General features: G+C 72.9%; 23 protein-coding genes and 1 pseudogene. 20 read left to right on the forward strand and 4 right to left on the reverse strand.

The annotated features are described in order from the left end of the window. Positions 1 to 133 precede the first annotated feature (133 nt). From JCO01S_RS08475 to JCO01S_RS08485, 3 genes are all read left to right on the forward strand, one after another. The gene (locus tag JCO01S_RS08475; protein ID WP_068253737.1) at positions 134 to 394 is read left to right on the forward strand and encodes a WhiB family transcriptional regulator; all 261 of its coding nucleotides are present in this window, start codon (positions 134 to 136) and stop codon (positions 392 to 394) included. 70 nt (positions 395 to 464) lie between these two features. Beyond that, positions 465 to 3,593 (forward strand): glycosyltransferase, encoded by a 3,129-nt coding sequence (locus JCO01S_RS08480; protein WP_068253740.1) that lies wholly within the window; start codon positions 465 to 467, stop codon positions 3,591 to 3,593. Next, on the forward strand, positions 3,590 to 4,999 hold the full coding sequence (locus JCO01S_RS08485; protein ID WP_068253744.1) for a DUF5719 family protein: 1,410 nt from the start codon (positions 3,590 to 3,592) through the stop codon (positions 4,997 to 4,999). The genes JCO01S_RS08480 and JCO01S_RS08485 overlap by 4 nt, the downstream gene beginning before the upstream one ends. A gap of 17 nt (positions 5,000 to 5,016) precedes the next feature. Here the strand turns inward: JCO01S_RS08485 and JCO01S_RS08490 are convergent, their stop codons facing one another. Continuing rightward, positions 5,017 to 5,343, reverse strand: coding sequence for a metallopeptidase family protein (locus JCO01S_RS08490; RefSeq protein ID WP_068253746.1), 327 nt, complete (start codon positions 5,341 to 5,343; stop codon positions 5,017 to 5,019). A gap of 137 nt (positions 5,344 to 5,480) precedes the next feature. Here JCO01S_RS08490 and JCO01S_RS08495 point away from each other — a divergent pair, with 137 nt between their 5' ends. From JCO01S_RS08495 to secA, 14 genes are all read left to right on the forward strand, one after another. After that, positions 5,481 to 5,843, forward strand: a complete 363-nt coding sequence (locus JCO01S_RS08495; protein WP_068253749.1) for a DUF3499 domain-containing protein — start codon at positions 5,481 to 5,483, stop codon at positions 5,841 to 5,843. 24 nt (positions 5,844 to 5,867) lie between these two features. Further along, positions 5,868 to 7,298, forward strand: a complete 1,431-nt coding sequence (locus tag JCO01S_RS08500) for a phosphomannomutase/phosphoglucomutase (protein ID WP_068253752.1) — start codon at positions 5,868 to 5,870, stop codon at positions 7,296 to 7,298. 1 nt (position 7,299) lies between these two features. Further along, the gene (locus JCO01S_RS08505; protein ID WP_068253755.1) at positions 7,300 to 7,494 is read left to right on the forward strand and encodes a Trm112 family protein; all 195 of its coding nucleotides are present in this window, start codon (positions 7,300 to 7,302) and stop codon (positions 7,492 to 7,494) included. Positions 7,495 to 7,503: 9 nt separating this feature from the next. Then, the gene (locus JCO01S_RS08510; protein ID WP_068253758.1) at positions 7,504 to 8,679 is read left to right on the forward strand and encodes an SIS domain-containing protein; all 1,176 of its coding nucleotides are present in this window, start codon (positions 7,504 to 7,506) and stop codon (positions 8,677 to 8,679) included. Continuing rightward, positions 8,680 to 10,068, forward strand: a complete 1,389-nt coding sequence (locus JCO01S_RS08515; RefSeq protein WP_068253761.1) for a mycothione reductase — start codon at positions 8,680 to 8,682, stop codon at positions 10,066 to 10,068. It begins immediately after the preceding gene. Next, entirely contained in the window at positions 10,065 to 11,039 is a 975-nt protein-coding gene (locus JCO01S_RS08520) for a DUF808 domain-containing protein (protein WP_068253764.1), read from the forward strand. Before JCO01S_RS08515 ends, JCO01S_RS08520 begins: the two co-directional genes overlap by 4 nt. A gap of 163 nt (positions 11,040 to 11,202) precedes the next feature. After that, on the forward strand, positions 11,203 to 12,654 hold the full coding sequence (gene ahcY, locus JCO01S_RS08525) for an adenosylhomocysteinase (RefSeq protein ID WP_068253767.1): 1,452 nt from the start codon (positions 11,203 to 11,205) through the stop codon (positions 12,652 to 12,654). A gap of 97 nt (positions 12,655 to 12,751) precedes the next feature. Then, a complete protein-coding gene (gene mtrA, locus JCO01S_RS08530; protein ID WP_068253771.1) occupies positions 12,752 to 13,429 on the forward strand; it encodes an MtrAB system response regulator MtrA in 678 nt (225 codons plus the stop codon). Position 13,430: 1 nt separating this feature from the next. Further along, on the forward strand, positions 13,431 to 15,116 hold the full coding sequence (gene mtrB, locus JCO01S_RS08535) for an MtrAB system histidine kinase MtrB (protein ID WP_157074528.1): 1,686 nt from the start codon (positions 13,431 to 13,433) through the stop codon (positions 15,114 to 15,116). Then, positions 15,113 to 16,942, forward strand: a complete 1,830-nt coding sequence (locus tag JCO01S_RS08540) for an LpqB family beta-propeller domain-containing protein (protein WP_068253774.1) — start codon at positions 15,113 to 15,115, stop codon at positions 16,940 to 16,942. The genes mtrB and JCO01S_RS08540 overlap by 4 nt, the downstream gene beginning before the upstream one ends. Positions 16,943 to 17,031: 89 nt before the next feature. Next, the gene (locus tag JCO01S_RS08545; RefSeq protein ID WP_068253777.1) at positions 17,032 to 17,778 is read left to right on the forward strand and encodes a ComF family protein; all 747 of its coding nucleotides are present in this window, start codon (positions 17,032 to 17,034) and stop codon (positions 17,776 to 17,778) included. A 149-nt stretch (positions 17,779 to 17,927) separates the two neighbouring features. After that, positions 17,928 to 18,611 (forward strand): ribosome hibernation-promoting factor, HPF/YfiA family, encoded by a 684-nt coding sequence (gene hpf, locus JCO01S_RS08550; protein WP_068253830.1) that lies wholly within the window; start codon positions 17,928 to 17,930, stop codon positions 18,609 to 18,611. A 39-nt stretch (positions 18,612 to 18,650) separates the two neighbouring features. Next, entirely contained in the window at positions 18,651 to 19,844 is a 1,194-nt protein-coding gene (locus JCO01S_RS08555; RefSeq protein WP_068253780.1) for a winged helix-turn-helix domain-containing protein, read from the forward strand. A gap of 236 nt (positions 19,845 to 20,080) precedes the next feature. Continuing rightward, on the forward strand, positions 20,081 to 22,861 hold the full coding sequence (gene secA, locus JCO01S_RS08560) for a preprotein translocase subunit SecA (protein ID WP_068253833.1): 2,781 nt from the start codon (positions 20,081 to 20,083) through the stop codon (positions 22,859 to 22,861). A gap of 18 nt (positions 22,862 to 22,879) precedes the next feature. On the opposite strand, the gene JCO01S_RS08565 is transcribed toward secA, so the two are convergent. Further along, positions 22,880 to 23,404, reverse strand: coding sequence for an Rv3235 family protein (locus JCO01S_RS08565; RefSeq protein ID WP_068253782.1), 525 nt, complete (start codon positions 23,402 to 23,404; stop codon positions 22,880 to 22,882). A 36-nt stretch (positions 23,405 to 23,440) separates the two neighbouring features. Then, complete coding sequence (locus JCO01S_RS08570) at positions 23,441 to 24,229, reverse strand: LysM peptidoglycan-binding domain-containing protein (RefSeq protein ID WP_068253785.1); 789 nt, start codon at positions 24,227 to 24,229, stop codon at positions 23,441 to 23,443. 127 nt (positions 24,230 to 24,356) lie between these two features. Between JCO01S_RS08570 and JCO01S_RS08575 the strand changes: the two genes are divergently transcribed. Then, entirely contained in the window at positions 24,357 to 24,896 is a 540-nt protein-coding gene (locus tag JCO01S_RS08575; RefSeq protein ID WP_068253788.1) for a hypothetical protein, read from the forward strand. Positions 24,897 to 24,905: 9 nt separating this feature from the next. Here the strand turns inward: JCO01S_RS08575 and JCO01S_RS08580 are convergent, their stop codons facing one another. Next, on the reverse strand, positions 24,906 to 25,121 hold the full coding sequence (locus JCO01S_RS08580) for a helix-turn-helix domain-containing protein (RefSeq protein ID WP_068253790.1): 216 nt from the start codon (positions 25,119 to 25,121) through the stop codon (positions 24,906 to 24,908). 130 nt (positions 25,122 to 25,251) lie between these two features. On the opposite strand from JCO01S_RS08580, the gene JCO01S_RS08585 reads away from it, so the two are divergent. Both JCO01S_RS08585 and JCO01S_RS08590 read left to right on the forward strand, forming a co-directional pair. Next, positions 25,252 to 25,917, forward strand: a complete 666-nt coding sequence (locus tag JCO01S_RS08585; RefSeq protein WP_068253793.1) for a CpaB family protein — start codon at positions 25,252 to 25,254, stop codon at positions 25,915 to 25,917. Further along, a pseudogene (locus JCO01S_RS08590) lies at positions 25,917 to 26,334 on the forward strand (hypothetical protein); the annotation flags it as partial. The gene JCO01S_RS08585 and the pseudogene JCO01S_RS08590, both read left to right, overlap by 1 nt.

The raw sequence follows: 26,334 nt of genomic DNA on the forward strand, positions 1-26,334 counted from the left end.
GGACCGTTCGCCGCACAGCCGCCCCTTCGGCTTGACGTGCCGGGATGACACACGTGTAATTTCATGTGTGTCATGCCGAGGTCGTCGGCCGGGCATGGAGTAAAGGGTCGGGTGCCTAGGTCGAGGAGGGACCGTGCACGAGCTTCATCTGATAACTGGTGTCGAGGACGAGAGCGAGCTGTCCTGGCAGGAGCGTTCGCTCTGCGCCCAGACGGATCCGGAGGCCTTCTTCCCGGAGAAGGGCGGATCCACGCGAGAGGCCAAGAAGGTCTGCGTCGGCTGCGAGGTGCGCCAGCAGTGCCTGGAGTACGCCCTCGCCCACGACGAGCGCTTCGGTATCTGGGGCGGACTGTCCGAGCGCGAGCGGCGCAAGCTGAAGAAGCGCGCGGTCTGAGCCCCGTGAGGTCGTGACCCGCCCGGGTACCGCCTCCGCCACCCCTTCCCGGCGGATGACGGCATCGCTGATGACCGTCACCGTGGTGGTCATCGCACGCACTCGGGAAGGCGCCGGACAGGTCCTTGCCGCCCTCCTCGCGCAGGACCGCATCCCCGACCGCGTCCTCCTCGTCGACGCCTCCATCGACGGCCTCGGGGACATGGGTGACCTGCTCGACCCCGTCGACGACTCGGGCATCGACGTCCTGAAGACGACCCTCGGTCCGAGCCGCGGAGTGCGCCGGTACCTCCCGTCGGTCATCGACGCCGTCCCCCGCGCACGGCTCGGCCGGGACCAGGTCTGGGTGCTGACCTCGCGCGCCCGCCCGCACCCGGAGGCGCTGCACCGTCTGCTCGCCGCGAGCACCGAAGGCGTCGGGATGACCCTCCCGAAGCTCGTCGACGCAGAGCACCCCGACCGGATCGTGGGTCTCGGGCTCCAGGCGACGAAGACCGGCCGGCTCGTGCCGCAGCCGATCCCCGGCACCCCCGACGACGGCGCCCACGACAACGACGTGGACTCCCTCGGCGCGCCCCTCGAGGGGGTGCTGCTGGACCGGGAGACCTTCGAGCAGCTCGGAGGCCACGACCCCTCGCTCGGCGACGTCGGCGGCGACCTCGACCTCGGCTGGCGCTCCCAGCGCGCGGGCCGACGGGCGGTGCTCGTCCCGGCCGCCCGCGTGGCGGTCACCCCCACGCCCGCCGACGAGCACCCCACGACGACCCAGCGGCGGCAGGCCCGCCGCGCCGCCCTGACCCGCGCGAACCTCCTGCTCGCCCCGTTCCTGGCCCTGTGGATCCTCCTCGGCTCGCTCGTGACCGGCCTCGGCCTCCTCCTGGCCAAGCGGCCCCGGATGGCCCTGGAGGAATGGGGCGACGCCGGGGCCGCACTCGACCCGCGCACGCTGCGCTCGCGACTGCGCGGACGGGCGCCGCGTGGAGTGCCCCGCCGCCATCTGCGCAACCTCTTCGTCACCGCCGGGGAGGCTCGTCACCGCCTCGCCGAGGAGTTCCGCGGCCCCACCCTGCGGACCGCGAGCCCCCCGCGCACCCGGACGAAGGGGGCCCGCGGCCTCGCGCGCCTGGCCCACCCGCTCCCGTGGCTCCTCCTCGCGACCATCGCGATGACCGCCTGGGCGGCGCGTCCGCTCGCCGGTGGGGCATGGCGCCACGGCGGCTCCGGCCTCGTCGGTGGTGAGCTGCTCGGGGGACGGGCCACCGCGGGCCAGCTGTGGGACGACTGGCAGCTGGGCTGGCACGGCTCCGGCTGGGGCGACGGCCTCGCGACCTCCCCGGCCCGTCTGCTGCTCGCCGCGGCGGCGCAGGTCGTGGAGTGGCTCCCCGGTACGGTCGCCTCCCCGGCCGGCGTGGTCATCACGGTGCTCCTCGCCGTGGCCCTCCCGCTCGCCGCCCTCGTCGCCTACACGAGCACCCGCACCATCACCGCGCGCCGCTGGCCGCGTGCCGGCGCCGCCCTGGCCTGGGTGGGCAGCGCCCCGGCAGCCCTCGCGGTCGGCGAAGGGAGGGTCGGTGCCCTCGTGGCGCTGATCCTGCTGCCGCGGATCGCCGCGGGACTGCTGCGGGTCACCCACCCGGAGGTGCGTTTCAGCGACAGCGTGCGGACCGCCCTGTGGGCCGGCGTGCTGGCCTCCTTCGCTCCCGTCGTCGGCGTCGGGACGATCCTGCTCGGTCTCGGTCTCGTCCTCCTCGGCGACGTCCGTGGGCGCCTCCGGGGTCTCGTGCTCGCGGCCGTCCCGTTGGTGCTGGCCGGGCCGTGGCTGCTCACGCTGCGCGCCGAGCCCCGCCGACTCCTCACCGGCTGGGGGCTCACCGACACCCCCGTCACGACGGAGCCCTGGCAGCTGGCCCTGGGGCAGCTGCCGGGCGGCGCGCCCACCACGTGGTGGACGGCTGCCGTGCTCGCCCTGGGTGTCCTCGCGCTGCTCGTCCCCGGGCGTCGTGGCGGGTCCTGGGCGGTCGCCGTGACGGCCCTGCTCGGGCTCCTCGGGGCAGTCGGCGCCCCGCACCTGGCGCTGGGCCACCGGCCCGGCGGGGCCCACGGGGCCGGTGAGCTCGTGACCCCCTGGGCCGGCACCGGCCAGCTGGCGCTCATCGGGTCCGCCCTCGTGGCCGTCCTGATCGCCGTCGATGTACTGCCGGAGCGCACGCAGGCCGGCCGCTCCCCGTCGTGGCGGTGGCTGCCGGCGCTCGTCCTGCCCGTCGCGGCTCTCGGCAGCGGGGTGGTCCTCGCGCTGCACACCTTCGGTGACGGACTCTCCCCCTGGCAGGACCCCCGGCCCCGCCAGGCGGTGGCGGCCGCAGAGGGCCCGGGCGCCACCCGCACGCTCGTCGTCACGGCCGGTGACGGGCCGGTCCGGTACTCGGTGCCCGGCCGTGAGCCGGGCCCGCTCGTGCGCGACCTGCAGGCGCCCGGCGAGCCGGACTTCGGTGAGCAACAGGTCGCCGATGCGGCCTCCCGGCTGCTCACCGCGCAGGAGGGGGACCGCCCGGTGGGGCAGGTCCTCGCCGAGCAGGGCATCTCGCACGTCGTCCTCGTCGGCGCGGACCCCGAGCAGCGCGCGCGGGTCGCCGCGACCGACGGGCTGACGAGGACGGCCGCGGCGCATGGTCGCCACGCGTGGTCCGTGCAGTCACCGGTCACCGACGGGCACCCGCCCTCCCGCGCCCGCGTCGTCACCTCCCGGGGCAGCGAGCCGCTGCCGGGCACCGGAGCCCACGCCGACACCGACGGCCCCGTCGCGATCGACGGGGGCAGCCGACTGGTGGTCGCGGAGTCCGTCGCCTGGGGCCAGGCCGCCACGGTGAGTGCCGACGGCACCGAGCTGACGATGAGCACGCGCAGCCAGCTGCCCACCTACCGCCTGCCCGCCGGGACCGACGAGGTGACGATCGACGTCGCGGACCACCGGACCTGGCAGCTCGTCTCGGCGGTGGCACTGCTGCTCGTCCTCTACCTCGCCCTCCCGTTCGAGCGCCCTCCTGCCCGGGCCCGCACGGGCGAGGACGACGTGCCCGAGTCCCCCGAACCGGACTCCGAGGACGACCCCGATCGGGACGCGCTCGACGCGGATGCCCCGGAGCGGGACGAGACCGCCGGCGACCCGACGGCTCCCACGGCCCCCGAGGAGGAGCGATGACCTCGCGCGCGGGTGCCTGGGCCCACGCGGTCGCCCGCGTGGCCCTCGTCGGCGGCGTCGGTGCCGCTCTCGTCGTCGGGGCGCAGGACCTCGGCACCATCTCCTCCGGGCTGCCGCCGGCCACCGGCGAGCAGGCGGGCTCGAGCACGACCACGGCGTACTGCCCGGGCGCCCCCTTCGCGCCCGGCGCAGGGTCCGTCGTCGGCATCGCGGCGCCCGCCGTCGCCCTCGAGGGCCTGGCGGAGGCCTCGGGGGTGCCCGGTGCCGTCACCGTCGACCCGCTGCCGGCCGGTCCGTCCACGGACGACGGGCGGCAGGACCGGGCGCGGGACTCCGTGTCGCTGCCCGACCGCCCCGTGCGCGTGCGCGGGAGCCAGGACCGGGCCCCGGGCGTGGTCGCGGGGCAGTCCTTCACCGCCGAGGGCGAGGAGAGGTCCGGTCTGGCGACGCTGACCTGTACTCCTCCCGAGGCGGAGTCCTGGCTGATCGCCGGCGAGGACGAGGACGGCAGCCGGGGCCGGCTCGTGCTCGTCAATCCCGCGAGCAGCGCGGCCACCGCGGAGGTGAGCGCGCTCGGCGGCCGCAGCACGCGGGTGCGTGTGCCCGCCGAGGCCCGCACGGAGGTGCCGCTCGACCGCCTTCGCGGGGAGGGCCCCGCCCACGTCGTGCACGTGCGGGCCGAGGGCGGGCCGGTCTCCGCGAGCCTCGCCGTCGAGCGGCAGGGGGAGCTTCCCGCCGGTGTGGCCACCGTCGGCCCGACCACGGCACCGGCCACCCGGCAGGTCGTCCCCGGCAATGCGGACGCCGTCGGCAAGTCCCTCGTGCTCGCCGCGCCCGGAGAGCGCGACGCGAAGGTCGAGATCACGGCCGCGGCCACGAAGTCCTCGGACGTGACCAAGGAGGTCACCGTCCCCGCCGGGGAGCAGCGCGAGGTGGACCTGCCGGAGGTGGAGGGCATGCACACCTGGCTCGTCGACTCCGACGAACCGGTCCTGGCCGCGGGCCGACTCACCACCGCCACCCCCGACGGGCGCGGGGACCGTGCGTGGACCGTGGCCACCCCGCCGGTGACCGGCCTGGCGGGAGCGAGCCTGCCGACCGAGGCGCCGAAGCACGTGAGCCGCTACCTCGAGGTGGCGGCCCCGGACGGCCCCGCCAGGGTCGAGATCCTCGTGCTCACCGACGGACGGGTCGGCACCCGCACGCTGCGGATCGACCGCCACCGGAGCAAGGCCCTGGACGTCGGCCGCGCCGAGGCGGTGTGGGTGCGCCCCCGCGACGGACGGGTCCACGCCGCGGTGCTGCTGCTCGGCGACGAGAAGGCCAAGGACCCGGCGATCGCCTCGATGCCCTTGCTGCACGCACCGGTCAGCCGCAGCGAGAGCGAGGTCGTGCGCAGCGAGTGACCCGCCCCGGCGCCGGCTCAGAGCCCGGGGTCGACCTCGTGCGGGGGGACGCCGAGCAGCAGCGCGATCTGCTCGACCAGCACCTCGTGGACCACGAGCGCCCGGTCGCTGCCGGGGGCGATGCCCTCCACGGGACGGCGGTAGACCACCACCCGGGCGGGCAGGCGCCCCTGAGCGGGCCACAGCCGCGCGAGCGGGACCCCGCCCTCCCACTCGGCCGGCTCCTGCGGGGGGATGTCCTCGACGGCGAACTCGACGTCGTGCCACCGGCGCCCCAGCACCGGCCGGAAGCGCTCCGCGGTCTCGAGCACGAGGTCGTCGAAGGCCTCCGCGCGGGTGGCCATCACCGGTACGGGAGGGTGCGCGAGCGGCCCCCGGGGGCCGCGGCCACGTCGATCACGATGCCGGCTCACACCTGCAGATCGTAGGCGGACGGCGTGCCGATGACCGCGAAGGGGGAGCCGTGGCCTAGCCTGCTCGGGTGACAGCCCCCCGAATGTGCTCCCGCGCCGCCTGTGCGCGACCGGCCTCCGGGACCCTCACGTACGTGTACTCCGACTCGACGGTCGTCCTGGGCCCGCTCGCGACCTACGCCGAACCCCACGCCTACGACCTGTGCCGGGAGCACGCGGCGCGGCTCACCGCGCCCCGGGGCTGGGAGGTGGTGCGACTGGCCGCCGACCAGCCCGCCCCGGCCAGCCGCGACGACCTCGTCGCGCTCGCGGAGGCTGTGCGGCAGCGGCCCGAGCCGGAGTCCCGCCCCACGGACGCCCGGCCCGAGCCCGAGAGCGTCACCGAGACCAACCGGCGTGGCCACCTGCGGGTGCTGCGTGACCGCGACTGACCCGCCCGACCTAGGATTGGGCGTGTGTCCGTCCCTCTCGCCGACTTCGTCAAGGCCTACGACGTACGGGGACTGGTCCCGGCCCAGCTGAACCCCGACGTGGCACGCGCGCTGGGCGCGGCCTTCGTCGAGCGCCTCGTGATCCCCGAGGGCGCCGGGGCCGTCGTCATCGGTCACGACATGCGGCCCAGCTCACCGGAGCTCGTGGATGCCTTCGCCGAGGGGGTCGTCGGGGCCGGCGCCGACGTGGTCGTCATCGGCCTGTGCAGCACCGACGGGCTCTACCACGCGAGCGGCTCCCTGGACCTGCCCGGGGCGATGTTCACCGCCAGCCACAACCCCGCCCGGTACAACGGGATCAAGCTCTGCCGGTCCGGTGCCCGCCCGGTCGGCAAGGGGTCGGGCCTCGTCGAGGTCCGGGACCGCGCCCAGACCCTGCTCGATGCCGGGGGCCCGATCCCGGTCGCCTCCCCGGGGAGCGTCCGGCACCGGGACATGCTGCCCGAGTACACCGCCTTCCTCCGGGGGCTGGTCGACCTGGGGGGCAGCCGCCCCCTTCGCGTCACCATCGACGCCGGCAACGGGATGGGAGGGCTCACCGCGCCCGCGGTCCTCGGGGACGGTGCCGGCCTGCCGGCCCTCCCGCTGACCCTCGACCCGCTGTACTTCGAGCTCGACGGCACCTTTCCCCACCACGAGGCCAACCCGCTGGACCCGAAGAACCTGCTCGACCTGCAGGAGCGGGTGGTCGCGAGCGGCTCGGACATCGGGCTCGCCTTCGATGGTGACGCCGACCGCTGCTTCGTCGTCGACGAGCGGGGAGCCCCGGTCAGCCCCAGTGCCATCACCGCGATGATCGCCGGGCGGGAGATCGCCCGGGAGGTGGCCGCCGGTACACCCGCGCAGGACGTGACGATCGTGCACAACCCCATCGTCTCCGCCGTGGTGCCCGAGACCGTCGCCGAGCGCGGCGCCCGCGCGGTCCGCGCCCGGACCGGGCACTCCTGGGTCAAGGAGGTCATGGGCCGCGAGCAGGCGGTCTTCGGCGGCGAGCACTCGGCCCACTACTACTTCCGGGACTTCTGGTTCGCCGACACCGGGATGCTCGCGGCGATGCACGTCCTCGCCGCCCTCGGCGAGCAGGAGGGGCCGCTCAGCTCGCTGATGGCCCCCTTCGAGCGCTACGTGGCCTCCGGGGAGATCAACTCCGCCGTGGCCGACACCGAGGAGGTCATCGAGCGGGTCCGGGATCGGCACGTCGGCCCCGGCGCCCGGGCCGAGCACTTCGACGGGCTGACCGTGTGCCACCCCGGTGACGAGGACTCGCCGATGTGGTGGTTCAACCTGCGCGCGAGCAACACCGAGCCACTGCTGCGGCTGAACGTCGAGGCCGCGGACGTGGCGACGATGGAGCAGCTGCGCGACGATGTCCTGACGACGATCCGGGAGGACTGACATGAGCGGCACGACGATCGCACCCTGGCTGCGCGAGATCCTGCGCTGCCCCGCCTGCCGGGCACGGCTGCGCGACGAGGGCGGCGGGCAGGGGAGGCCCGAGGAGCTCGTCTGCACCTCGGGCGAGTGCGGGCTCGCCTACCGCGTGGAGGACGGGATCCCCGTCCTCCTCGTGGACGAGGCGCGCCGGCCCTGAGGCTCCGCCATGGCCTTCGACGAGTCACTGCTCGACGACGAGGGGCGCCGGCACTCCGTCGACGCCCAGGACCTGCTGCGCGCCCTCGCCGGCGCAGGTGCACAGCTGCGGCGGGCGACCACGCTCGCCGGTGAGGCGCCGGACCTGCCCCGGGTCGCTGGCGGCGAGCGGCCGCGGGCCGTGCACGTCGCGGCCGTCGGCAGCTCCGAGGCGGTCGCCGACGTGCTCGACCTGCTCGTCTCCACGTCCGGCCCGGTGCTGCTCACCCGCGACGGCTCCGGCCCGCTGCCCGGGTGGGTCGGCACGCTCGACCTCGTCGTCGCCGTCTCCGTCTCGGGCCGCGCCGAGGGCCCGGTGCGTCAGGCCCGGGAGGCCGCCCGGCGCGGTGCGCACCTGCTGACCGTCGGTCCCAGCGGGAGCCCGCTCGCCGACGCCGCCGAGGCCGCGAGGGGAGTGCACCTGCCGATCGCCCCGAGCAGCGACCACTCGCGCACCGCGCTCTGGGGGCTCGTCACGCCCACGCTGCGCGGGCTGGACGCCTGCGGAGTCCTCGAGGTGCCCGAGCACGTCCTCGACCGGGTCGCCGACCGGCTCGATGAGCAGGCCGAGGCCTGCCGGCCCGACGCGGAGTACTTCGTCAACCCCGCCAAGTCCCTGGCCCTCGAGCTCTCCGAGGTCACCCCCGTCGTCCTCGGGGACGGGCCGGTCACCGGCGTGGCCGCCCGCCGGGCGAGCGCGATGCTCGCCCGCACCGCCCGCACCCCCTCCACCTGGGGGCGCCTGCCGGACGCGGCCGCCCAGGTCGTCGCCTGCCTCTCGGGACCGCTGGCCGTCGGGGAGAAGGCACCCGACGGTGGCCGGGACATCTTCGCCGACCCGTACCTGGACGCGCCGGCCGGCCAGCACCTCGGGCTCCTCCTGCTGCGCGACCCGACACCGGACACCGGTGGCCCCGCGGGCGAGATCGAGCGGCACAACACCGCGCAGTCGGTCGCCGACCACGCGCAGGACACCGGCACGAGGGTGCTCGAGCACACCGCGCACCCCGGCCACCCACTGGAGCGGCTGGCCGAGCTGGTCGCCCTCACCGACTTCGCGAGCACCTACCTGGCCATCGGCCACGGGCTCGATCCGGCCACTGCGCCGGGACTCTCCGACATCCACCTCCCGAGGAAGGCCCCGTAGATGATCGACGTGGACATCGCCGTGATCGGCAGCGGATCCGGCAACAGCCTGCTCACCGAGGAGCTGGCGGACAAGCGCTTCGCCGTCATCGAGGGCGGGGAGGTCTTCGGCGGAACCTGCCTGAACGTCGGGTGCATCCCCACGAAGATGTACGTCCACGTCGCCGAGGTCGCCACGACGGTCCGTGAGGGGGGTCGGCTCGGGGTCGACGCGGACCTGGAGCGGGTGCGCTTCGCCGACGTGCGCGACCGCGTCTTCGGGCGGATCGACCCGATCTCGGCCGCGGGGGAGGCCTACCGGCGCGACGGTGAGGGCGTCGAGCTAATGCGCGGCCACGCCCGCTTCACCGGGCCGCGGACCCTGCACGTGGACCTGCGCGACGGGGGCAGCGAGGAGGTCCGCGCCGAGCAGGTGGTCCTCGCGACCGGCTCGCACGCGACCATCCCCGAGCAGCTGACCCGCCTCGCCGAGCGCGAGGAGGTCACGCTGCACACCTCGGACACCGTGATGCGGCTGCCCGAGCAGCCTGCCCGGATGCTCGTCGTCGGGGGCGGCTACATCGCCGCCGAGATGGCCCACGTCTTCTCCTCCTACGGCACCCGCGTGACCGTCGCGACCCGCGGCCCGCAGATGCTGCGCCACCTCGACCAGGACATCGTCGACGCCTTCGACACCCGGGCCCGCTCGCAGTGGGACGTGCGTACCGGGGCCCGGGTGAGCGACCTGCGCCGCGGCCCGGACGGGACCGTCGTGACGCTCACGGACGGCAGTGAGGTGGTCGTCGACGTCGTCCTCGTCGCGACCGGTCGCCACCCGAGCAGCGGCGGCCTCGACCTGGACGCCGGCGGCGTCGGCGTGCACCAGGACGGCCGGGTGGCCGTCGACGCCCACGGCCGCACCACCGCGGAGGGGGTGTGGGCCCTCGGCGACGTCTCCTCCCCCTTCCAACTCAAGCACGTGGCCAACCACGAGGCCCGGGTCGTCGCGCACAACCTCGCCCACCCCGACGACCTGGTCGCGTTCGACCACGAGGCGGTGCCCGCGGCGGTCTTCACCCACCCGCGCATCGCGAGCGTCGGGATGACCGAGGCCCAGGCACGTGAAGCCGGTGTCGACGTCGTGACGAAGACCCAGATGTACGGCGACACCGCGTACGGGTGGGCCATGGAGGACACGAGCAGCATCTGCAAGGTCATCGCCGACCGGCGCACCGGCCTGCTCGTCGGAGGGCACCTGATGGGCCCCGAGGCCTCCACGCTCGTGCAGCCGCTGATCCAGATGATGGCCTTCGGGCAGCCGGTGGCGCAGATGGTGCGCGGCCAGTACTGGATCCACCCCGCGCTGACCGAGGTCGTCGAGAACGCCCTGCTCGGCCTGGACCTGCCATGAGCGGTGGTCTCGTCGCCCTGCTGGACGACATCTCGGTGCTCGCACGCGCGGCCGCGGCCTCCGTCGACGACGTGAGTGCCGCCGCCGGGCGGGCCAGCACCAAGGCGGCCGGCGTCGTCGTCGACGACGCCGCCGTCACACCGCGCTACGTGGATGGCCTGGACCCCAAGCGCGAGCTGCCGATCATCAAGCGGATCACGATCGGCTCGCTGCGCAACAAGATCGTCCTCATCATCCCGGCGATCCTGCTCATCAACGCCTTCGTGCCCTGGCTGCTCTCGCCGATGCTCATGCTCGGCGGTACCTACCTGTGCTTCGAGGGTGCCGAGAAGATCTGGGAGAAGCTCTCCGGCCACGGCGGAGAGGAGGCCGCGGGCCGGGCGCAGGAGAAGCGCGAGACCGACGAGGACCAGATCGTGCGCAGTGCCGTGACCACGGACCTCATCCTCTCCGCGGAGATCATGGTCATCTCCCTCAAGGCGGTCCTCGACGAGGGGCTGGGGGGTTCCTTCTGGTACCTGCTGGCCGTGCTCCTGGTCGTCGCCGTCGTCATCACCCTCGCGGTCTACGGCACCGTCGGCCTCATCGTGAAGATGGACGACATCGGTGTGCACCTGAGCCGCTCCGACTCCGGGGCGATGCAGTCCCTGGGGAGGGGCCTGGTCAAGGGCATGCCCACGCTGCTCACGGTGCTCTCCGTCGTCGGGGTCTTCGCGATGCTCTGGGTCGGTGGGCACATCATCCTCGTCGGGCTCGAGGAGACCGGGTGGCTGCCACAGCCCTACGAGTTCGTGCACCACCTCGAGACCGCGGTCGCCGACGCGACGGGCGCCCTCGGCGGCGCCCTGGGGTGGCTGACCAACACCTTCGGCTCGATGGTCCTCGGCGCGGTCGTCGGCGGCGTGGTCGTCGCGGTCACGCACGCCCTGCCCTTCGGCAAGGGCGACGGGGAGGACGCGGCGGCCCATTGAGGCCGTGCGGTCCCAGCCGATGATGCCGTCAGCCACGGCAGGCGGGGGACCGGCCCCCTTCGGGCAGCGCCTAGACTGTCGGTGCCGGCGTGGGTGATGACCCGCGAGAGCCCAGAAGGGTCGCGCCGGGTCCGATCCCGCAGTTGTCACAGGAGTTTTTCACGTGTCCTTCGACTTTCAGGTCGCCGACCTGGGCCTCGCCGAGGCCGGCCGTCACCAGATCCGCCTCGCCGAGCACGAGATGCCCGGCCTGATGAGCCTGCGCGAGGAGTACGCCGACTCCCAGCCGCTCGCGGGCGCCAAGATCGCCGGGTCGCTGCACATGACGGTCCAGACCGCCGTGCTCATCGAGACCCTCACCGCCCTCGGCGCGCAGGTGCGCTGGGCGAGCTGCAACATCTACTCCACCCAGGACGAGGCCGCCGCCGCTGTCGTCGTCGGGCCGAACGGCACGGCCGAGGACCCGCAGGGCGTGCCCGTCTTCGCGTGGAAGGGGGAGACGCTCGAGGAGTACTGGGCCTGCACCGACAAGATCCTCACCTGGGGCGACGACGAGGGGCCCAACATGATCCTCGACGACGGCGGTGACGCGACGATGCTCGTGCACCAGGGCGTCGAGTGGGAGAAGGCCGGCCAGGTGCCGCCGACCACCGAGGACGACTCCGAGGAGTTCAGCGTCTTCAAGGCCCGGGTGCGCACCACCATGGAGGCCGACCCGCACAAGTGGCGCACCGTCGCCGAGCGCATCAAGGGCGTCACCGAGGAGACGACCACCGGCGTGCACCGGTTGTACCAGCTGGCCGAGTCCGGGGAACTGCTCTTCCCGGCGATCAACGTCAACGACTCGGTCACCAAGTCCAAGTTCGACAACAAGTACGGCACCCGTCACTCCGTCATCGACGGGCTCAACCGCGCCACCGACGTCCTCATCGGCGGCAAGGTCGCGGTCGTCGCCGGCTACGGCGACGTCGGCAAGGGTGTCGCCAACGCCCTCGCCGGGCAGGGTGCCCGCGTCGTCATCACCGAGGTCGACCCGATCTGCGCGCTGCAGGCCGCGATGGAGGGTTTCGAGGTCACGACGATGGACACGGCGGCGACCTACGGCGACATCTTCGTCACGACGACCGGCTGCTACGACGTCATCACGGCCGAGCACATGGCCTCGATGAAGAACAAGGCGATCGTCTCCAACATCGGCCACTTCGACAACGAGATCGACATGGCCGGGCTGGCGCGTACCGAGGGCATCACGAAGACCGAGATCAAGCCGCAGGTCCACGAGTGGACGTATCCCGACGGCAGGTCGATCATCGTGCTGTCCGAGGGCCGGCTGATGAACCTCGGCAATGCGACCGGTCACCCGAGCTTCGTCATGAGCAACTCCTTCGCGAACCAGACGATCGCCCAGATCGAGCTCTTCGCCAAGGACGAGGAGTACGTGGACGAGGACGGCGACCCGACCGTGACCACCCTCCCGAAGCACCTGGACGAGAAGGTCGCCCGGCTCCACCTCGAGGCCCTCGGCGTCGAGCTGACCGAGCTGACCAAGGGCCAGGCCGAGTACCTCGGCGTCGACGTGGCCGGTCCGTACAAGCCGGAGCACTACCGCTACTGAGCCGGCGTGGCGAAGGGGGCCGGCGGCCCCCTTCGCCGTGTCAAACTGTGCGGGACAACCGGCGCCCGGACCGGGCGGAACGAGGGAAGGACAACGCGTGAAGGGTCGCGTGCTCGTCGTCGACGACGATCAGGCACTGGCAGAGATGCTGGGGATCGTCCTGCGCAAGGAGGGACTCGACGTCGCCCACGTGGCCGACGGGGCCCGGGCGCTGGACGCCTTCCACGAGGCGAAGCCGGATCTCGTGCTGCTCGACGTCATGCTGCCCGGGATGGACGGCATCGAGATCTGCCGCCTCCTCCGGCAGGAGTCCGGCGTCCCCATCGTCATGCTCACCGCCCGCACCGACACGGTCGACGTCGTCGTCGGGCTGGAGTCCGGGGCCGATGACTACATCGTCAAGCCCTTCAAGCCCCAGGAGCTCATCGCACGGCTGCGGGCGCGACTGCGCCGGGGAGAGGAGCCGGAGCCGGAGCGCCTCACCATCGGCGACCTGACCATCGACGTCGCCGGCCACACCGTCAAGCGCGGCGACCGCGCCCTCGGCCTGACGCCGCTGGAGTTCGACCTGCTCGTCGCACTCGCGCGCAAGCCGTGGCAGGTCTTCAGCCGCGAGGTGCTCCTGGAGCAGGTGTGGGGCTACCGGCACGCCGGTGACACCCGGCTGGTCAACGTGCACGTGCAGCGGCTGCGGAGCAAGATCGAGCACGACCCGGAGTACCCGAAGATCGTCGTGACGGTGCGTGGGGTCGGGTACAAGGCCGGACAGGCCTGAGGTGGGCGAGGCCGCCGGCTCGGGGGCCGCGCCCACCGCGCCGCCCGAGGAGGAGACCGAGGGCTTCTTCGCTCGCTGGGTGCGGCGCTTCGTCGACCTGTGGCGGCGCTCGCTGCAGTTCCGGGTCGTCGCCAGCACCCTGATGCTCGGGCTGACCGTCGTCTCGATCATCAGCTTCACGCTGTACCGCTCGATCGCCGACGGGCTCGTCGAGGACCGCATCGACCGCTCCCAGGTCGAGGCGCGCCAGCTGGCCGACGACGTCGAGAGCACCCTGGAGGACTCGACCGCCGAACCGGACGCCCTGCGTGGGACGGCGGCGGACGTGCTCAACCGCAGCCTCGGCACGCCCCAGGGAGGTGACTGGCGCTACGCCATCCTCGCCCGGAGTCTGAACAACAACCACAACGCGGCCAACGAGTTCCCCGCCGTGGCCACGAATGCGGAGACGATCAAGGAGATCCCGGGGCCGATGCGCGAGTCGGTGATGCGCGACCCGGATCACCAGCAGGTGACGACGATCGACTTCACCCGCCCCACCGAAGGGGCCGGTTCGGAGGCCGCGGACGCCGGGGAGTCCGTCCCTGCCGTGCTCGTCGGGTCCCAGATCGACATTCCCCGCGCCGGCAAGTACGACCTGTACGTCATCTACCCGATGGACCAGGAGGAACGCACCCTCTCGATCATCTCCCGCTCGCTCATGCTCGGTGCCGCCTTCCTCATCGTGCTCGTCTCGGGGATCGCCTACATCGTCACGAGCACCGTCGTGACCCCGGTGCGCCGCGCGGCCTCGGCCGCCGAGCGACTCGCCGCGGGGCACCTCAACGAACGCATGTCGGCCCGCGGTCACGACGACCTCGCCCTGCTGGGCAAGTCCTTCAACGACATGGCCGACAACCTGCAGACCCAGATCCGCCAGCTCGAGGGGCTCTCCAGGGTCCAGCAGCGCTTCGTCTCCGACGTCTCCCACGAGCTGCGCACGCCACTCACCACGATCCGGATGGCGGCCGACGTGCTGCACGCGTCGAAGGACGAGCTGGACCCGGTCACCCGACGTTCCGCGGAGCTGTTGCACGACGAGCTGGATCGGTTCGAGGAGCTGCTCGCCGACCTGCTGGAGATCTCCCGCTACGACGCCGGGGCGGCGCTGCTCGAGCAGGGCCCCGTCGACGTCCACTCGATCATCGACCGCGTCGTCGAGTCCGCGCAGTCCATCGCCGATGCCCGTGCCTGCGACGTCGTCGTCCACCGCGATCCCTCGCTGGACACCGAGGCCGAGATCGATGCCCGGCGGATCGAGCGGATCCTGCGCAACCTCGTCTTCAACGCCATCGAGCACAGCGAAGGCGAACCCGTGGACATCCTCGTCGGCGCCGACGAGGACGCGGTCGCCGTCGTCGTCGAGGACCACGGTGTCGGGTTGAAGGCCGGTGAGGCCTCCCTGGTCTTCAACCGGTTCTGGCGCTCGGACCCCGCGAGGACCCGCACCACCGGCGGCTCCGGCCTCGGCCTGGCCATCGCCCTGGAGGACGCCCGGCTGCACCAGGGCTGGCTGCAGGCCTGGGGACAGCCGGGCGAGGGATCCCGCTTCCGCCTCACCGTGCCGCGCGTCGCGGGTGGAACCCTGACGAGCTCGCCGCTCCCACTCGCTCCCGGGGAGGACACGTCCGTGGAGCAGCAGCAGTGACCCACCCGCACGGGATGCCCCGACGGACGGCACTGGGCGTGCTCGTCACCGGTGCGCTGGCCGCGTGCGGGCTCAGCCCGGACCACACCATCCGCTCCGGCCTGGACGTCAACGCCCCCGTCGACAACCGCCTCGACGTGGTGCCCGTGCCGCCCCGGAGCGGCGACGGGCCGGAGGCGATCATCCGTGGCTTCCTCGAGGCGGGGGAGGCGAGCGGCTCCGGTCTCGACGTGGCCCGCCAGTACCTCACCCGGGAGTGCGCCGAGGGCTGGAACCCCGACATCAACGAGACGATCGTCCACCCCTCCGAGCGGGAGTCGATCTCCATCACGGAGGCGAAGGGGAAGGAGGGCTCCTACGAGGTGACGGTGCCGGTCGTCGCCCGGATCGACCAGGACGCGCGCTACCTCGTGGCCGAGAGCACGGACTCGGCGGCCTTCGAGTTCGGCCTGACGAAGGTGGACGGCGAGTGGCGCATCGACCGGATGCAGACCTCCTTCGGCCGGGTGCTCTCCACCCGTTCCACGGGGCGGGTCTACCGGCAGTACCACGTGCACTACCCGGCCAACGCCTCCAACGTGCTCGTCCCGGACCAGCGCTGGGTCATGGAGGGCCAGCAGGCCACCCGGCTCGCCCAGGTCCAGCTCGGTGGTGTGCCCGACTACCTCGACAAGGCGGTCGCGCCGAGCACCGGCGCGGAGCTGGCCCTGGAGTCGGTCCCCGTCATGGAGGGCGTCGCCCGGGTCGACCTGCGCGCCGCCAGCGTCCCCAGCGAGTCCAACGAGCGGGAGCGGTTGGTCGCCCAGCTGGTCGCGACCCTGATGCAGGTCCCGGACGTCTCGGAGGTGGCCCTCACCCTCGACGGCGCGCCCCTCAGCCTGCCCGGCCTCGATGGTCCGTTGACCTCGCCGGAGCAGCTGGACTACGTCAGCCCGACCGGCCTGCAGGACCCCCTCGTCCTCGGCCGCACGAAGGGTCGCCTCGTCAAGGTCTCGGAGACGTTGGCGGCCCTGACCAAGCGGGAGCTGCGCTCGGCCAGGACCCGCTTCCGGGTGGCGAAGAAGTGGTCCCGCCTCGCCCTTCGCTCCGACGGCAGCGAGGCCGCCGGGGTCACGGACAAGGGATTCGAGCTCGTGCGGTGGCGCTCCTCCTCGAAGGACGAGCCGATCGTCGTCCCCGCCTTCGCCGCGAACCTCACCCGCCCCTGCTACGACAACGGCAGCGTGCTCTGGGTCGGCGGCGTCGGGCTGGGCAGCGAGGTCGGCCACCGCCTCTTCCACATCAACACCCGCGCCGACCTCGACGACGTCGAGGGCTCCGGCCCTCGTTACGTCCCGACGCCGTGGCTGGAGGCGAACTATGTCGTCGCCGCGGTGGTCTCCGCGGACGGCAGCCGGATCGCGGTGATCTCCGAGGTCTACCCCGGGCAGGGGAGCGACCTGTGGGTCAGCGGCATCGTGCGGGAGTCCAACGGCCTGCCTGAGGGCACCTCGCCGGATGCGGTGCAGGCGGGTGCCGACCTCATCGAGATGCTCGACGTGGTGTGGGTCGAACCGACGACGCTGGCCGTGATCGGCCGCCACGACAAGCAGGAGCACATGAGCCCCTATCTCGTCGGGGTCAACGGCGAGGTGACGGCACTGAGCTGGCCACCGCTCGGCGCCGCCCGGAAGAAGAAGGACTCCGAGCCGGTGGCGGTGACCACGACCGACGGTGCGGACGCCATCATCGTCACCTCGGCCGACGGCCGGCTCTGGCAGCGGCTCGGGGACACCGGGTGGACGGAGATCGAGCTCATCTCCGACGTCGTGACCGCAGGGGTCTGAGCGTCCACAACCCCTCCCGGTGGGAGGGCGTCGTCCACCGGCGCGTCACGGCCGGCGGCCCCGACCGGTCTCCCGGACAGGCTGGTGGCATGCGCCCTCTCCTCGGAGCCCTCGCCGCCGGACTGGACCTCGTGCTGCCCCGCAGCTGTGCCGGGTGCGACCGGCCCGGTGCCGTCATCTGTCCCGGCTGCCGGGTCGAGCTGGCTCGACTCGCCCTGCCCGACGAGGGGCTCCTCGCGCCGCATCCCGTCCCGGCGGCCTGGCCCGGCTGCACCGGGGTGCTCCGGTACGAAGGGGTCGCGGCCCGCCTGGCGACGGAGGTCAAGGACGGTGGCCGCCACGACCTCGTGCCTCCCCTGGGGAGGCTGCTGGCCGAGGCGCTGCGGCGGGCGCTGCGCGGGCGGTCCCCGCCCCGCGGCGGGCCCGTCCGTCTCGTGCCGGTGCCCTCGGCTCCGGCAGCCGTGCGCTCCAGGGGAGAGGCGCCGATGCTGGTGCTCACCCGGGTGGCGGCGCGGCGCCTGCCCGGCCGTGTCGACGTCGTGCCGGCCCTGCGGGTGGTCCGGCGCACTCGGGACCAGGCGGGCCTGACGCGGGAGGAGCGCCTCGCCAACCTCCACGGGGCCATGCACGTGGGGCGTCCGGCCGCCGTGAGGGGGCGCTCGTGCCTGCTCGTGGACGACGTGCTCACCTCCGGTGCGACCCTGACCGAGGGGCGCCGTGCCCTTCTCGACGCGGGCGCGGAGCGGGTCGACCTGGCGGTCCTGATGGTCACCCCCAGCCGGTACCGGTGGGGTGGGCAGGGCTCTTCCCTACCGTTCCTCGCCGTCTCGGACTAACGTGTCGTCATGGGTCCCCGGATCGGCCGCCGAGGGTGGCGCGGATCAGGGGTCGACTGCGTCTCTCGGGCACGAGGGGTGGTGGTGCGGGCGCCGAGAGGTCCTCGCCAGGCGTAACTCCGTCTCACCCGATGTCCCAGGAGGACTCCGTGGAAATTGCCATCACCGGACGCAACGTCAACGTCTCTGATCGACTGCGGGACTACCTCGACGAGAAGCTCGCGAAGGTGCCCCAGCTCGAACCGCGCGTCCAGCGCATCGAGGTCATGGTGAGTCACGAGCCCAACCCCCGTCAGGCCAAGGCCAGCGAACGAGTCGAGATCACCCTCCGGTCGAAGGGACCGGTGGTGCGGGCCGAGGCCAAGCACGACGACCGGCAGGCGGCCGTCGACCTCGCGGTCGACAAGCTCCTCGAGCGCCTCCGCCGGGCCCACGACAAGCGCAACGTCCGTCGAGGCCGTCGTCGCACCTCGGTGGCCGACGCCACCGCCAACCTCACGGAGCCGCTGCGGCCGCAGACCGAGGAGGTCGAGGAGCCGAGGACCGACGAGGCGCCCGACCACTTCGGCACTGTCGGTGACTCGCCGATCGAGGTCCGGGAGAAGGTGCACGCATCGCGCCCGATGACGCTCGCCGAGGCGGTTCGCCGCATGGAGCTCGTCGGGCACGACTTCTTCCTCTTCCACGACTCGGAGCACGACCGCCCGAGCGTGGTCTACCGGCGGCGGGGCTGGTCCTACGGCGTGATCCACCTCGACGTCACGGACGGGATCATCCCCAACGGCAGCGACACCCACGAGATCAGGGAGGCCGAGGCGGGCGCCCGCGTCTGAGACCGGGCGACGGTCGGCGGGGGAGGGCAGGCTGGTCCGGTGACCCGTTCGCTCTCCTCCGCCGCCGCCCGCCGTATCGCGATCGCCGCGCAGGGGCTGGCCCGGGCCCGCCCCGAGCACGTCCCGACGACCCGCGACCTGCAGCGGGTGGTCGACACGGTGGGGTTGGTGCAGATCGACAGCGTCAACGTCCTCACCCGTAGCCACTACCTGCCCTTCTTCTCCCGGCTCGGCAGGTACGACACCGGGTTGCTGGACCGGATGCGCGACCGCGGCCCGCGGCGACTGGTCGAGTACTGGGCGCACGAGGCGAGCCTGATGCCCCCTTCGACCTGGCCGCTGATGGACCACCCGCGGATGCAGCGGGCGCGGGACGGTTCCTGGGGCGGGATGCAGCGGATCGCCCGCGACCACCCCGACCTCGTCGCGGCGGTGCGCGCCGAGGTCATCTCGGGCCGGCCCCGGACGGCCCGGGAGATCGAGGCCGCGCTCGGTCACGAGCGGTCCACGTCCCTCGAGGACTGGGGCTGGAACTGGTCGGAGGTCAAGCACGCCCTCGAGCACCTCTTCTGGGCCGGCGAGATCTCCTCGGCGGGGCGGACCGCGCAGTTCGAGCGCCGGTACGCCGGCCTGGCCAGGGTGGTGGCGAAGGGGGACGCCGCCCCGTGGTTGGACCCTTCCCGACGGCTGCCGGCGCAGGAGGCCTATGAGCAGCTCGTACGGATCGGCGCCCGGGCCCACGGGGTGGCCACCGAGGCGGACCTGGCCGACTACTTCCGGCTGGAACGGCGGCACGTGCGGCCCGCCATCGCGAGCCTCGTCGGGGCCGGCGAGCTCGAGGAGGTGGCGGTCGAGGGCTCGAACCGGACCTGGTACCTGCACGAGCGGGCCCGGCGGCCCCGGTCCGTGGCGGCGCGGGCCCTGCTCTCCCCCTTCGACAGCCTGGTGTGGCACCGGCCGCGGATCGAGGCGCTCTTCGACTTCCACTACCGGCTGGAGATCTACACCCCGGCCCACAAGCGGGTCCACGGTTACTACGTGCTGCCCTTCCTGCTGGGGGAACGGCTCGTCGGCCGGGTCGACCTCAAGGCCGACCGCGCTGCCGGGGTGCTGCGCGCCCGGCGGACGACGTGGGAGCGGGGCCGCGGCGGTGCCGAGGACCGGCGTGAGCTCGCGGCGGAGCTGGAGCTCATGGCCGGTTGGCTCGGGCTCACCGACGTGGCTTCCGGCTGACCCGCGCGGCCCGACGTGACCGGGAAACCTCGTGGTGACCGGGATCCCTGCCGATGGCCGGGACGATTCGCGGTCAGGTCACCGCTGGGGAACGCTGGCGGACCCGGCATCGTTCATCCGCCCAGAGCGCAGGTCGAAGGGGAGGCCCACAAGCGATTAGCCTGTGGGGGGTCTCCGCGGGCCCGGCATCGTGCCGTGCCCGGGTCGTACACGTCAGGAGTTGTCGGTTCGTGAAGATGATGGAGCGCATGCTGCGCGCCGGTGAGGGTCGCCAGATCAAGCGGCTCGAGGGCATCGCTGCCCAGGTCAACGCCATCGAGGAGGACTTCCAGAAGCTGACCGACGCCGAGCTGCGTGCGGAGACGGACGCCTTCAAGAAGCGTCTGGAGGACGGCGAGACCCTGGACGAACTGCTCCCGGAGGCCTTCGCCGCGGTCCGGGAGGCAGCCGGTCGCACCATCGGCAAGCGCCACTTCGACGTGCAGATCATGGGTGGCGCCGCGCTGCACCAGGGCAACGTCGCAGAGATGCGCACCGGTGAGGGCAAGACCCTCGTCGCGACGCTCCCTTCGTACCTCAACGCCCTCTCCGGCAAGGGCGTGCACATCGTCACGGTCAACGACTACCTGGCCGAGTACCAGGCCGAGCTCATGGGACGCGTCCACCGCGCCCTCGGCCTGGAGACCGGGGTCATCCTCAATGCGATGACCCCGGAGCAGCGGCGCAAGGAGTACGCGAAGGACATCACGTACGGGACGAACAACGAGTTCGGCTTCGACTACCTGCGCGACAACATGGCCTGGAACACCGACGAGCTGGTCCAGCGCGGTCACAACTTCGCCATCGTCGACGAGGTCGACTCGATCCTCATCGACGAGGCCCGCACGCCGCTGATCATCTCCGGACCGGCCGACCAGCCGACCAAGTGGTATGTCGAGTTCGCCAAGATGGTCAAGAAGTTGGACAAGGGCCACGGCGCCGACCCGATGCGTGGCATCGAGGCCGAGGGCGACTACGAGGTCGACGAGAAGAAGCGCACCGTCGGCATCCTCGAGCCGGGCATCGCCAAGATCGAGGACCTGCTCGGGATCGACAACCTCTACGAGAGCGAGAACACCCCGCTCATCGGCTACCTCAACAACGCGATCAAGGCCAAGGAGCTCTTCACCCGCGACAAGGACTACGTCGTCATGAACGGCGAGGTCCTCATCGTCGACGAGCACACCGGGCGCATGCTCGCCGGGCGGCGCTACAACGAGGGCATGCACCAGGCGATCGAGGCGAAGGAGGGTGTGGAGATCAAGAACGAGAACCAGACCCTGGCCACGATCACGCTGCAGAACTACTTCCGCATGTACGAGACGCTCTCGGGCATGACGGGCACCGCCCAGACCGAGGCGGGGGAGCTGAACTCCATCTACGGCCTCGGGGTCGTGCCGATCCGCACGAACAAGCCGATGATCCGCGAGGACCAGGCCGACCTCGTCTACCGGACCGAGCAGGCGAAGTTCAACGCCGTCGTCGACGACATCGCCGAGCGCCACTCCAAGGGCCAGCCGGTGCTCGTCGGGACGACGAGCGTCGAGAAGAGCGAGCTGCTCTCCAAGGAGCTGACCAGGCGGGGGACCCCGCACAAGGTGCTCAATGCCAAGCACCACGAGAGCGAGGCCGGGATCGTCGCCGAGGCGGGCCGGAAGGGCGCCGTCACGGTGGCGACGAACATGGCCGGTCGCGGTACCGACATCATGCTCGGCGGGAACCCGGAGTTCCGGGCCGTCGCCGAGCTGCGCCGCCGGGGGCTGGACCCCGAGGAGACGCCGGAGGAGTACGAGGAGGCCTGGGACGAGGCCCTCGCGGAGGCCGAGGAGGCCGTCGAGGCCGAGCACGACGAGGTCACCGAGCTCGGCGGCCTGTACGTGCTCGGCACGGAGCGGCACGAGTCGAGGCGCATCGACAACCAGCTGCGCGGCCGTTCCGGTCGTCAGGGTGACCCGGGGGAGTCCCGCTTCTACCTCTCCCTCGAGGACAACCTCATGCGGCTGTTCAACGCCGGATTCGTCGACCGGGTCATGCAGACCGCGAAGATCGACGAGGACGTCCCGATCGCCGGCCGGATGCTCACCCGCTCCATCGAGAGCGCGCAGAGCCAGATCGAGGGCCAGAACTACGAGATCCGCAAGAACGTCCTCAAGTACGACGACGTCCTGAACCGCCAGCGCAGCGTCATCTACGGCGAGCGCCGGCGGGTCCTGGAGGGGGAGGACCTGGAGGAGCAGATCCGCCTCTTCATGAACGACGTCGTCGGCGGGTACGTGGACGCCGAGACCGCGACGGGCTTCGCCGAGGACTGGGACCTCGAGCGGCTCTTCACCGCGCTGCGCGCCATCTACCCGACCTCGCTCAGCCCGCAGGGCCTCATGGACGGCGCCGGCGGTCTGGCCAAGCTCAACGCGGCCAACCTGCGCGAGGAGCTCATCACCGACATCCACGAGGCCTACGACCGGCGCGAGGCGGAGCTGACCGAGCCGGTGGCCCGGGAGCTGGAGCGTCGGGTCGTGCTCTCGGTCCTGGATCGCAAGTGGCGCGAGCACCTCTACGAGATGGACTACCTCAAGGAGGGCATCGGGCTGCGGGCGATGGCCCAGCGCGACCCGCTCGTGGAGTACCAGCGCGAGGGCTTCCAGCTCTTCGAGGCCATGAACGAGGCCATCAAGGAGGAGTCGGTGGCCTACCTCTTCAACACCGAGGTCCAGGTGCCCTCGGTGCCGGAGTCCACCACCGCACCCAAGAGCGTCGACGCCCTGCTCGGCGGCGACTCGGACCAGGCCCGCCCGACGATCTCCGCCAAGGGGCTCGAGGACGGCGCCCCGGAGCGGCGGCTGCACTACTCGGCGCCCTCCGAGGACGGCGGGGTCGAGGAGCGCGAGGAAGGCGTGTCCGCCACGGCCGGCACGACCCGTGCGCAGCGCCGCGCCGCGGCCAAGAAGGAGCGGAAGAAAGCCAAGAAGAGGGCCTGAGGCCACCGGCCGGGACCCTCACCCGATCTGGAACGCGTCGAGCAGCCAGCGCCCGTCGCGGCCGACCAGCCGCAGGGCCAGTGCTCGCACCCGGCTGCCGTCGGCCAGCACGACCGAGGCCTCCGCGACGTCGTCGGCGGGCTCGCACACCCGCACCCGCACCACGCGTGCCCGCCGTGCGGGCCCGGACCTGGCGCCGCGTCGGGCGGCCAGGGCTCCCCGACGTGCCACGAGGGCGTACACCTCGGGGGTGGCCCACCGCATGATCTGGGGTGCCGGTCGGATCCCGTGCATGACCTCGACCAGCGCCTGTCCGATGTGGGCCGCCCACCGGGTCGGGTCCGGCAGGTCCCGGTCCCGGAGCGGGCCGGGCAGGGGCTGGCGCGGTTCACGGGCGAAGTCCACGGCCAACGCGTCCTGCACGTAGGGCGCGGGCGCCGGCCTTCGCAGCGCCGCCTCGGCGTGGGTGGGCAGGGGCACCCCCTTCGGGCTGTGCCGGGGCACGGGCAGCACCCGCAGCGTGTGGTCGGTCGTGGCGGTCATCGTTGACTCCTTGCGGTTCGCGGGTGGCGGTCGTGGTCAGGGAGTTCCCGGCTCGGGCCCGGGCGGCTGCAGCCGGGTGCCCGGTCGCAGGTCGTCCGGGTCATCCCCGATGACCTGCCGGTTGGCCGCGTACCAGCGCGGCCAGGACCGGGCGATCTCGGTGGCACTGGCACCGGCGCCCAGACGGGCCGCGGCGATGCCCCAGAGCGAGTCGCCCCGCAGGACGACGACGGCCGGGTCCCCGCCCTGCCGGGTGCGGCCGGTCACCAGACCGGGGTCGGCACGTGGACCCGGCGCCGGCCGGCTCGGGACCCACCCCGGCTCGGGCACCTCCGCCTCGTCGGCTGCGGGCTCCTCCGCCAGCACCTCGCGGTCGGCGGGTCCGGCCCCGGAGTCGCCCGCCCCCGATGTGCTCGGGGACCACCCGGGGGAGGGGCCGGCCACCTGGGCGGCGGTGGCCGCCGTCCCCGGCAGGACCACCGCGGTGGCGGAGGCGCCGAGCACGACTGCCGCCCAGCGCTGCACGACGGCGGGGGCGTACCGGTCCCGCAGGCCCGTGCAGCGCTCGCCGACCGACCCGGGCAGCCGGGCGGCGGCCGCGAGCAGCGTCGTCAGGGTCAGCCATCCCGAGGCGAGCGCTGCGAGGACGGCGGCCGCGGCGACGAGCAGCTGGGCCGGTGCCGCACCCGGGTCGAGGCTGCCGGGCAGGAGGCGCCACGCGCCGAGGGCGGTGCTCGCGGTCAGGACCGAGCCACCGGTGAGGGAGAGGACCAGCAGCGCGGCGCGGCCCACGTCCCGCCGCGGGTCGGGTCGGTGATCACGCATCGCTCCCCCTCGTTTCCTGTCAAACACATCAGTTTGATGCTGTTTGATGATGTTTGCGCTCGAATGACAGCAAACCATCCCGTCGACGGAAGCGCAATGCCTCCCTGTGGATGCGTAGGCTGACCGCGTGCGCTGGGACCGGCTGTTCGAGGACCTCGAGGGGCAGCTCGCTGCCCGCGCCCGCCTCGAGCTGGACTCGGAGGTCGCCGAGCGCACCCGCGGCGAACGCGCCCGGGTGACTCTCGGCGAGCGGATCCACGGCGCCGGAGAAGGTGAGCTCGTGGTCCACCTCCGTGGCGGGAGCAGCGTGCGCGGCGGGCTGCGCGACGTGGGGGACCAGTGGTTCCTGCTCGAGGACGCCGTCGGCCGTCAGCAGCTCGTGCTCGGGCCCTCGGTTCTGGGGATCGAGGGGCTGGGCCGTCCCCGGGACGACACGAGGGCGCGGCGCTTCGCCGTCGGGACCGCGTTGCGGGAGGTCAGCCGCGACCGCCGGGCCGTCGTCGTGCTCGACGTCGACGGCGGCCGCCGGCACGGGACGATCGACGCCGTCGGGGCGGACTTCCTCGATCTCGCCGAGCACCCCCAGGACACGCCCCGTCGGGCCGAGCACGTGCGCACGGTGACGGCGATCCCCTTCGTCGCCCTGGCGGCCGTCGTCTCCACCTGAGGGAGGTGCTCAGTCCTCGGTGCCGTCGCGCTGGACGAACTCCCGGGTCCGGGCGTACATCCGCTCGATGTAGGCGTCGAGCTCGGCGACCTCGACGCGCCACTGGCCGCGCCCACCCACCTTGATCGCGGGCAGCTCGCCGCTGCGTACGAGGGCGTATGCCTGCGCCGAGGAGATGCCGAGCACGTCGGAGACCTCGGTGAGCGGGACGAAACGACGGGCCATGCGGCAATTCTGCCATTGCTGCCGGGGGCCACCGACGGGTGCGCGCCATTGCCTGTGGACGCTCGGGGAGCGAAGTGGGCCGACTCACGGCATGATGCCGAGGGCCACACCCGAATGAGAAGGACGATCCGTGAGTTCCCTGCCCACCCCGCCAGCCCGACGCCTCGTCAAGCCCTCCTGGCGGGATGCGCGACTCGTCGTCGGGGTGCTCCTCGTGCTGCTCTCCGTCGTGCTCGGCGGGCTCGCCATGGCGGCCGCCGACGACCGCGTAGGGGTGTGGGCGGCCCGCACGGCGATGACCCCGGGGGACACCATCGAGGAGGAGGACCTGGTCCGGGTGGAGGTCCAGCTCGGTGACGAGACGGCCCGCTACGTCGGTGCACAGGAGCGGTTGCCGAACGACGCCGTCCTCGGTCGGGCAGTACGCGCCGGTGAGCTCATCCCCGCCTCGGCGGTCATCGACCCGACGGACCAGCAGGTCCGGCCCGTGCCCGTGCACGTCGACCCCATCTACCTCGACAACCTCACCAAGGGCTCCCGGGTCGCGGTCTACGCCGTCACCGAGGAGCCGGAGGAGGGCGCCGACGCCGAGCCCCCGCAGTACGAGGAGGTCCTCGAGCAGTCCACGGTCAAGCGGGTGCCGAAGCGCTCCCGCGCCGTCGTCGGCGGCGGGTCGCCCTCCTCGGTGACGATCCTCGTGCCGGAGGAGCAGGTCCAGCGGGTCCTCAGCCTGGACCGGAAGGACACCCCCATCAAGCTCGTTCTCGAGGGCGGCAGCCCAGAACGGGTCGACTGATGCCGGCGAGCGTCCTGACCGCGCTCCCGCACGAGTGGGAGGCCCGCATGGTCGCGGTCATCGACGGGCTGCCCGGGGTCTGCGTCAGCCGGCGGTGCGTCGACCTGGCCGACCTGCTCGCCAATGCCTCGGCCGGCCACGGCGACATCGCGCTGGTCTCCGCGGACCTGCGCGGGTTGGACCGGGACGCGGTCGACCACCTGCGCCGCCACGGGGTCACCGCCGTCGGCGCCAGCCCCGACGGCGCGGAGGACGGCGAGCGCCACCTGCGTGCCCTCGGCGTCGAGCGGCACCTGCACCTCGGTACGCCCGGGGAGGAGGTCGTCCACGCCCTGCGGCCCGACGAGGACGCCCCGGGCACGACGCCCCCCGCGGAGGAGGCGGCCGAGGAGGAGGAAGGGGGCGTGCCCGCCGACC

Origin of the sequence: Janibacter corallicola NBRC 107790, assembly GCF_001570965.1 — a bacterium.
GTDB classification, from domain to species: Bacteria; Actinomycetota; Actinomycetes; order Actinomycetales; family Dermatophilaceae; genus Janibacter; species Janibacter corallicola.

Excerpts from the sequence above, each read along its gene's own strand:
- JCO01S_RS08480 (WP_068253740.1), top strand. The coding sequence starts at position 465 with ATGACCGTCACCGTGGTGGTCATCGCACGCACTCGGGAAGGCGCCGGA.
- JCO01S_RS08485 (WP_068253744.1), top strand. The coding sequence starts at position 3,590 with ATGACCTCGCGCGCGGGTGCCTGGGCCCACGCGGTCGCCCGCGTGGCC.
- JCO01S_RS08565 (WP_068253782.1), bottom strand. The coding sequence starts at position 23,404 with ATGACCGCCACGACCGACCACACGCTGCGGGTGCTGCCCGTGCCCCGG.
- JCO01S_RS08520 (WP_068253764.1), top strand. The coding sequence starts at position 10,065 with ATGAGCGGTGGTCTCGTCGCCCTGCTGGACGACATCTCGGTGCTCGCA.
- JCO01S_RS08490 (WP_068253746.1), bottom strand. The coding sequence starts at position 5,343 with ATGGCCACCCGCGCGGAGGCCTTCGACGACCTCGTGCTCGAGACCGCG.
- JCO01S_RS08580 (WP_068253790.1), bottom strand. The coding sequence starts at position 25,121 with ATGGCCCGTCGTTTCGTCCCGCTCACCGAGGTCTCCGACGTGCTCGGC.
- JCO01S_RS08515 (WP_068253761.1), top strand. The coding sequence starts at position 8,680 with ATGATCGACGTGGACATCGCCGTGATCGGCAGCGGATCCGGCAACAGC.
- JCO01S_RS08570 (WP_068253785.1), bottom strand. The coding sequence starts at position 24,229 with ATGCGTGATCACCGACCCGACCCGCGGCGGGACGTGGGCCGCGCCGCG.
- JCO01S_RS08505 (WP_068253755.1), top strand. The coding sequence starts at position 7,300 with ATGAGCGGCACGACGATCGCACCCTGGCTGCGCGAGATCCTGCGCTGC.
- secA (WP_068253833.1), top strand. The coding sequence starts at position 20,081 with ATGATGGAGCGCATGCTGCGCGCCGGTGAGGGTCGCCAGATCAAGCGG.
- JCO01S_RS08545 (WP_068253777.1), top strand. The coding sequence starts at position 17,032 with ATGCGCCCTCTCCTCGGAGCCCTCGCCGCCGGACTGGACCTCGTGCTG.
- JCO01S_RS08510 (WP_068253758.1), top strand. The coding sequence starts at position 7,504 with ATGGCCTTCGACGAGTCACTGCTCGACGACGAGGGGCGCCGGCACTCC.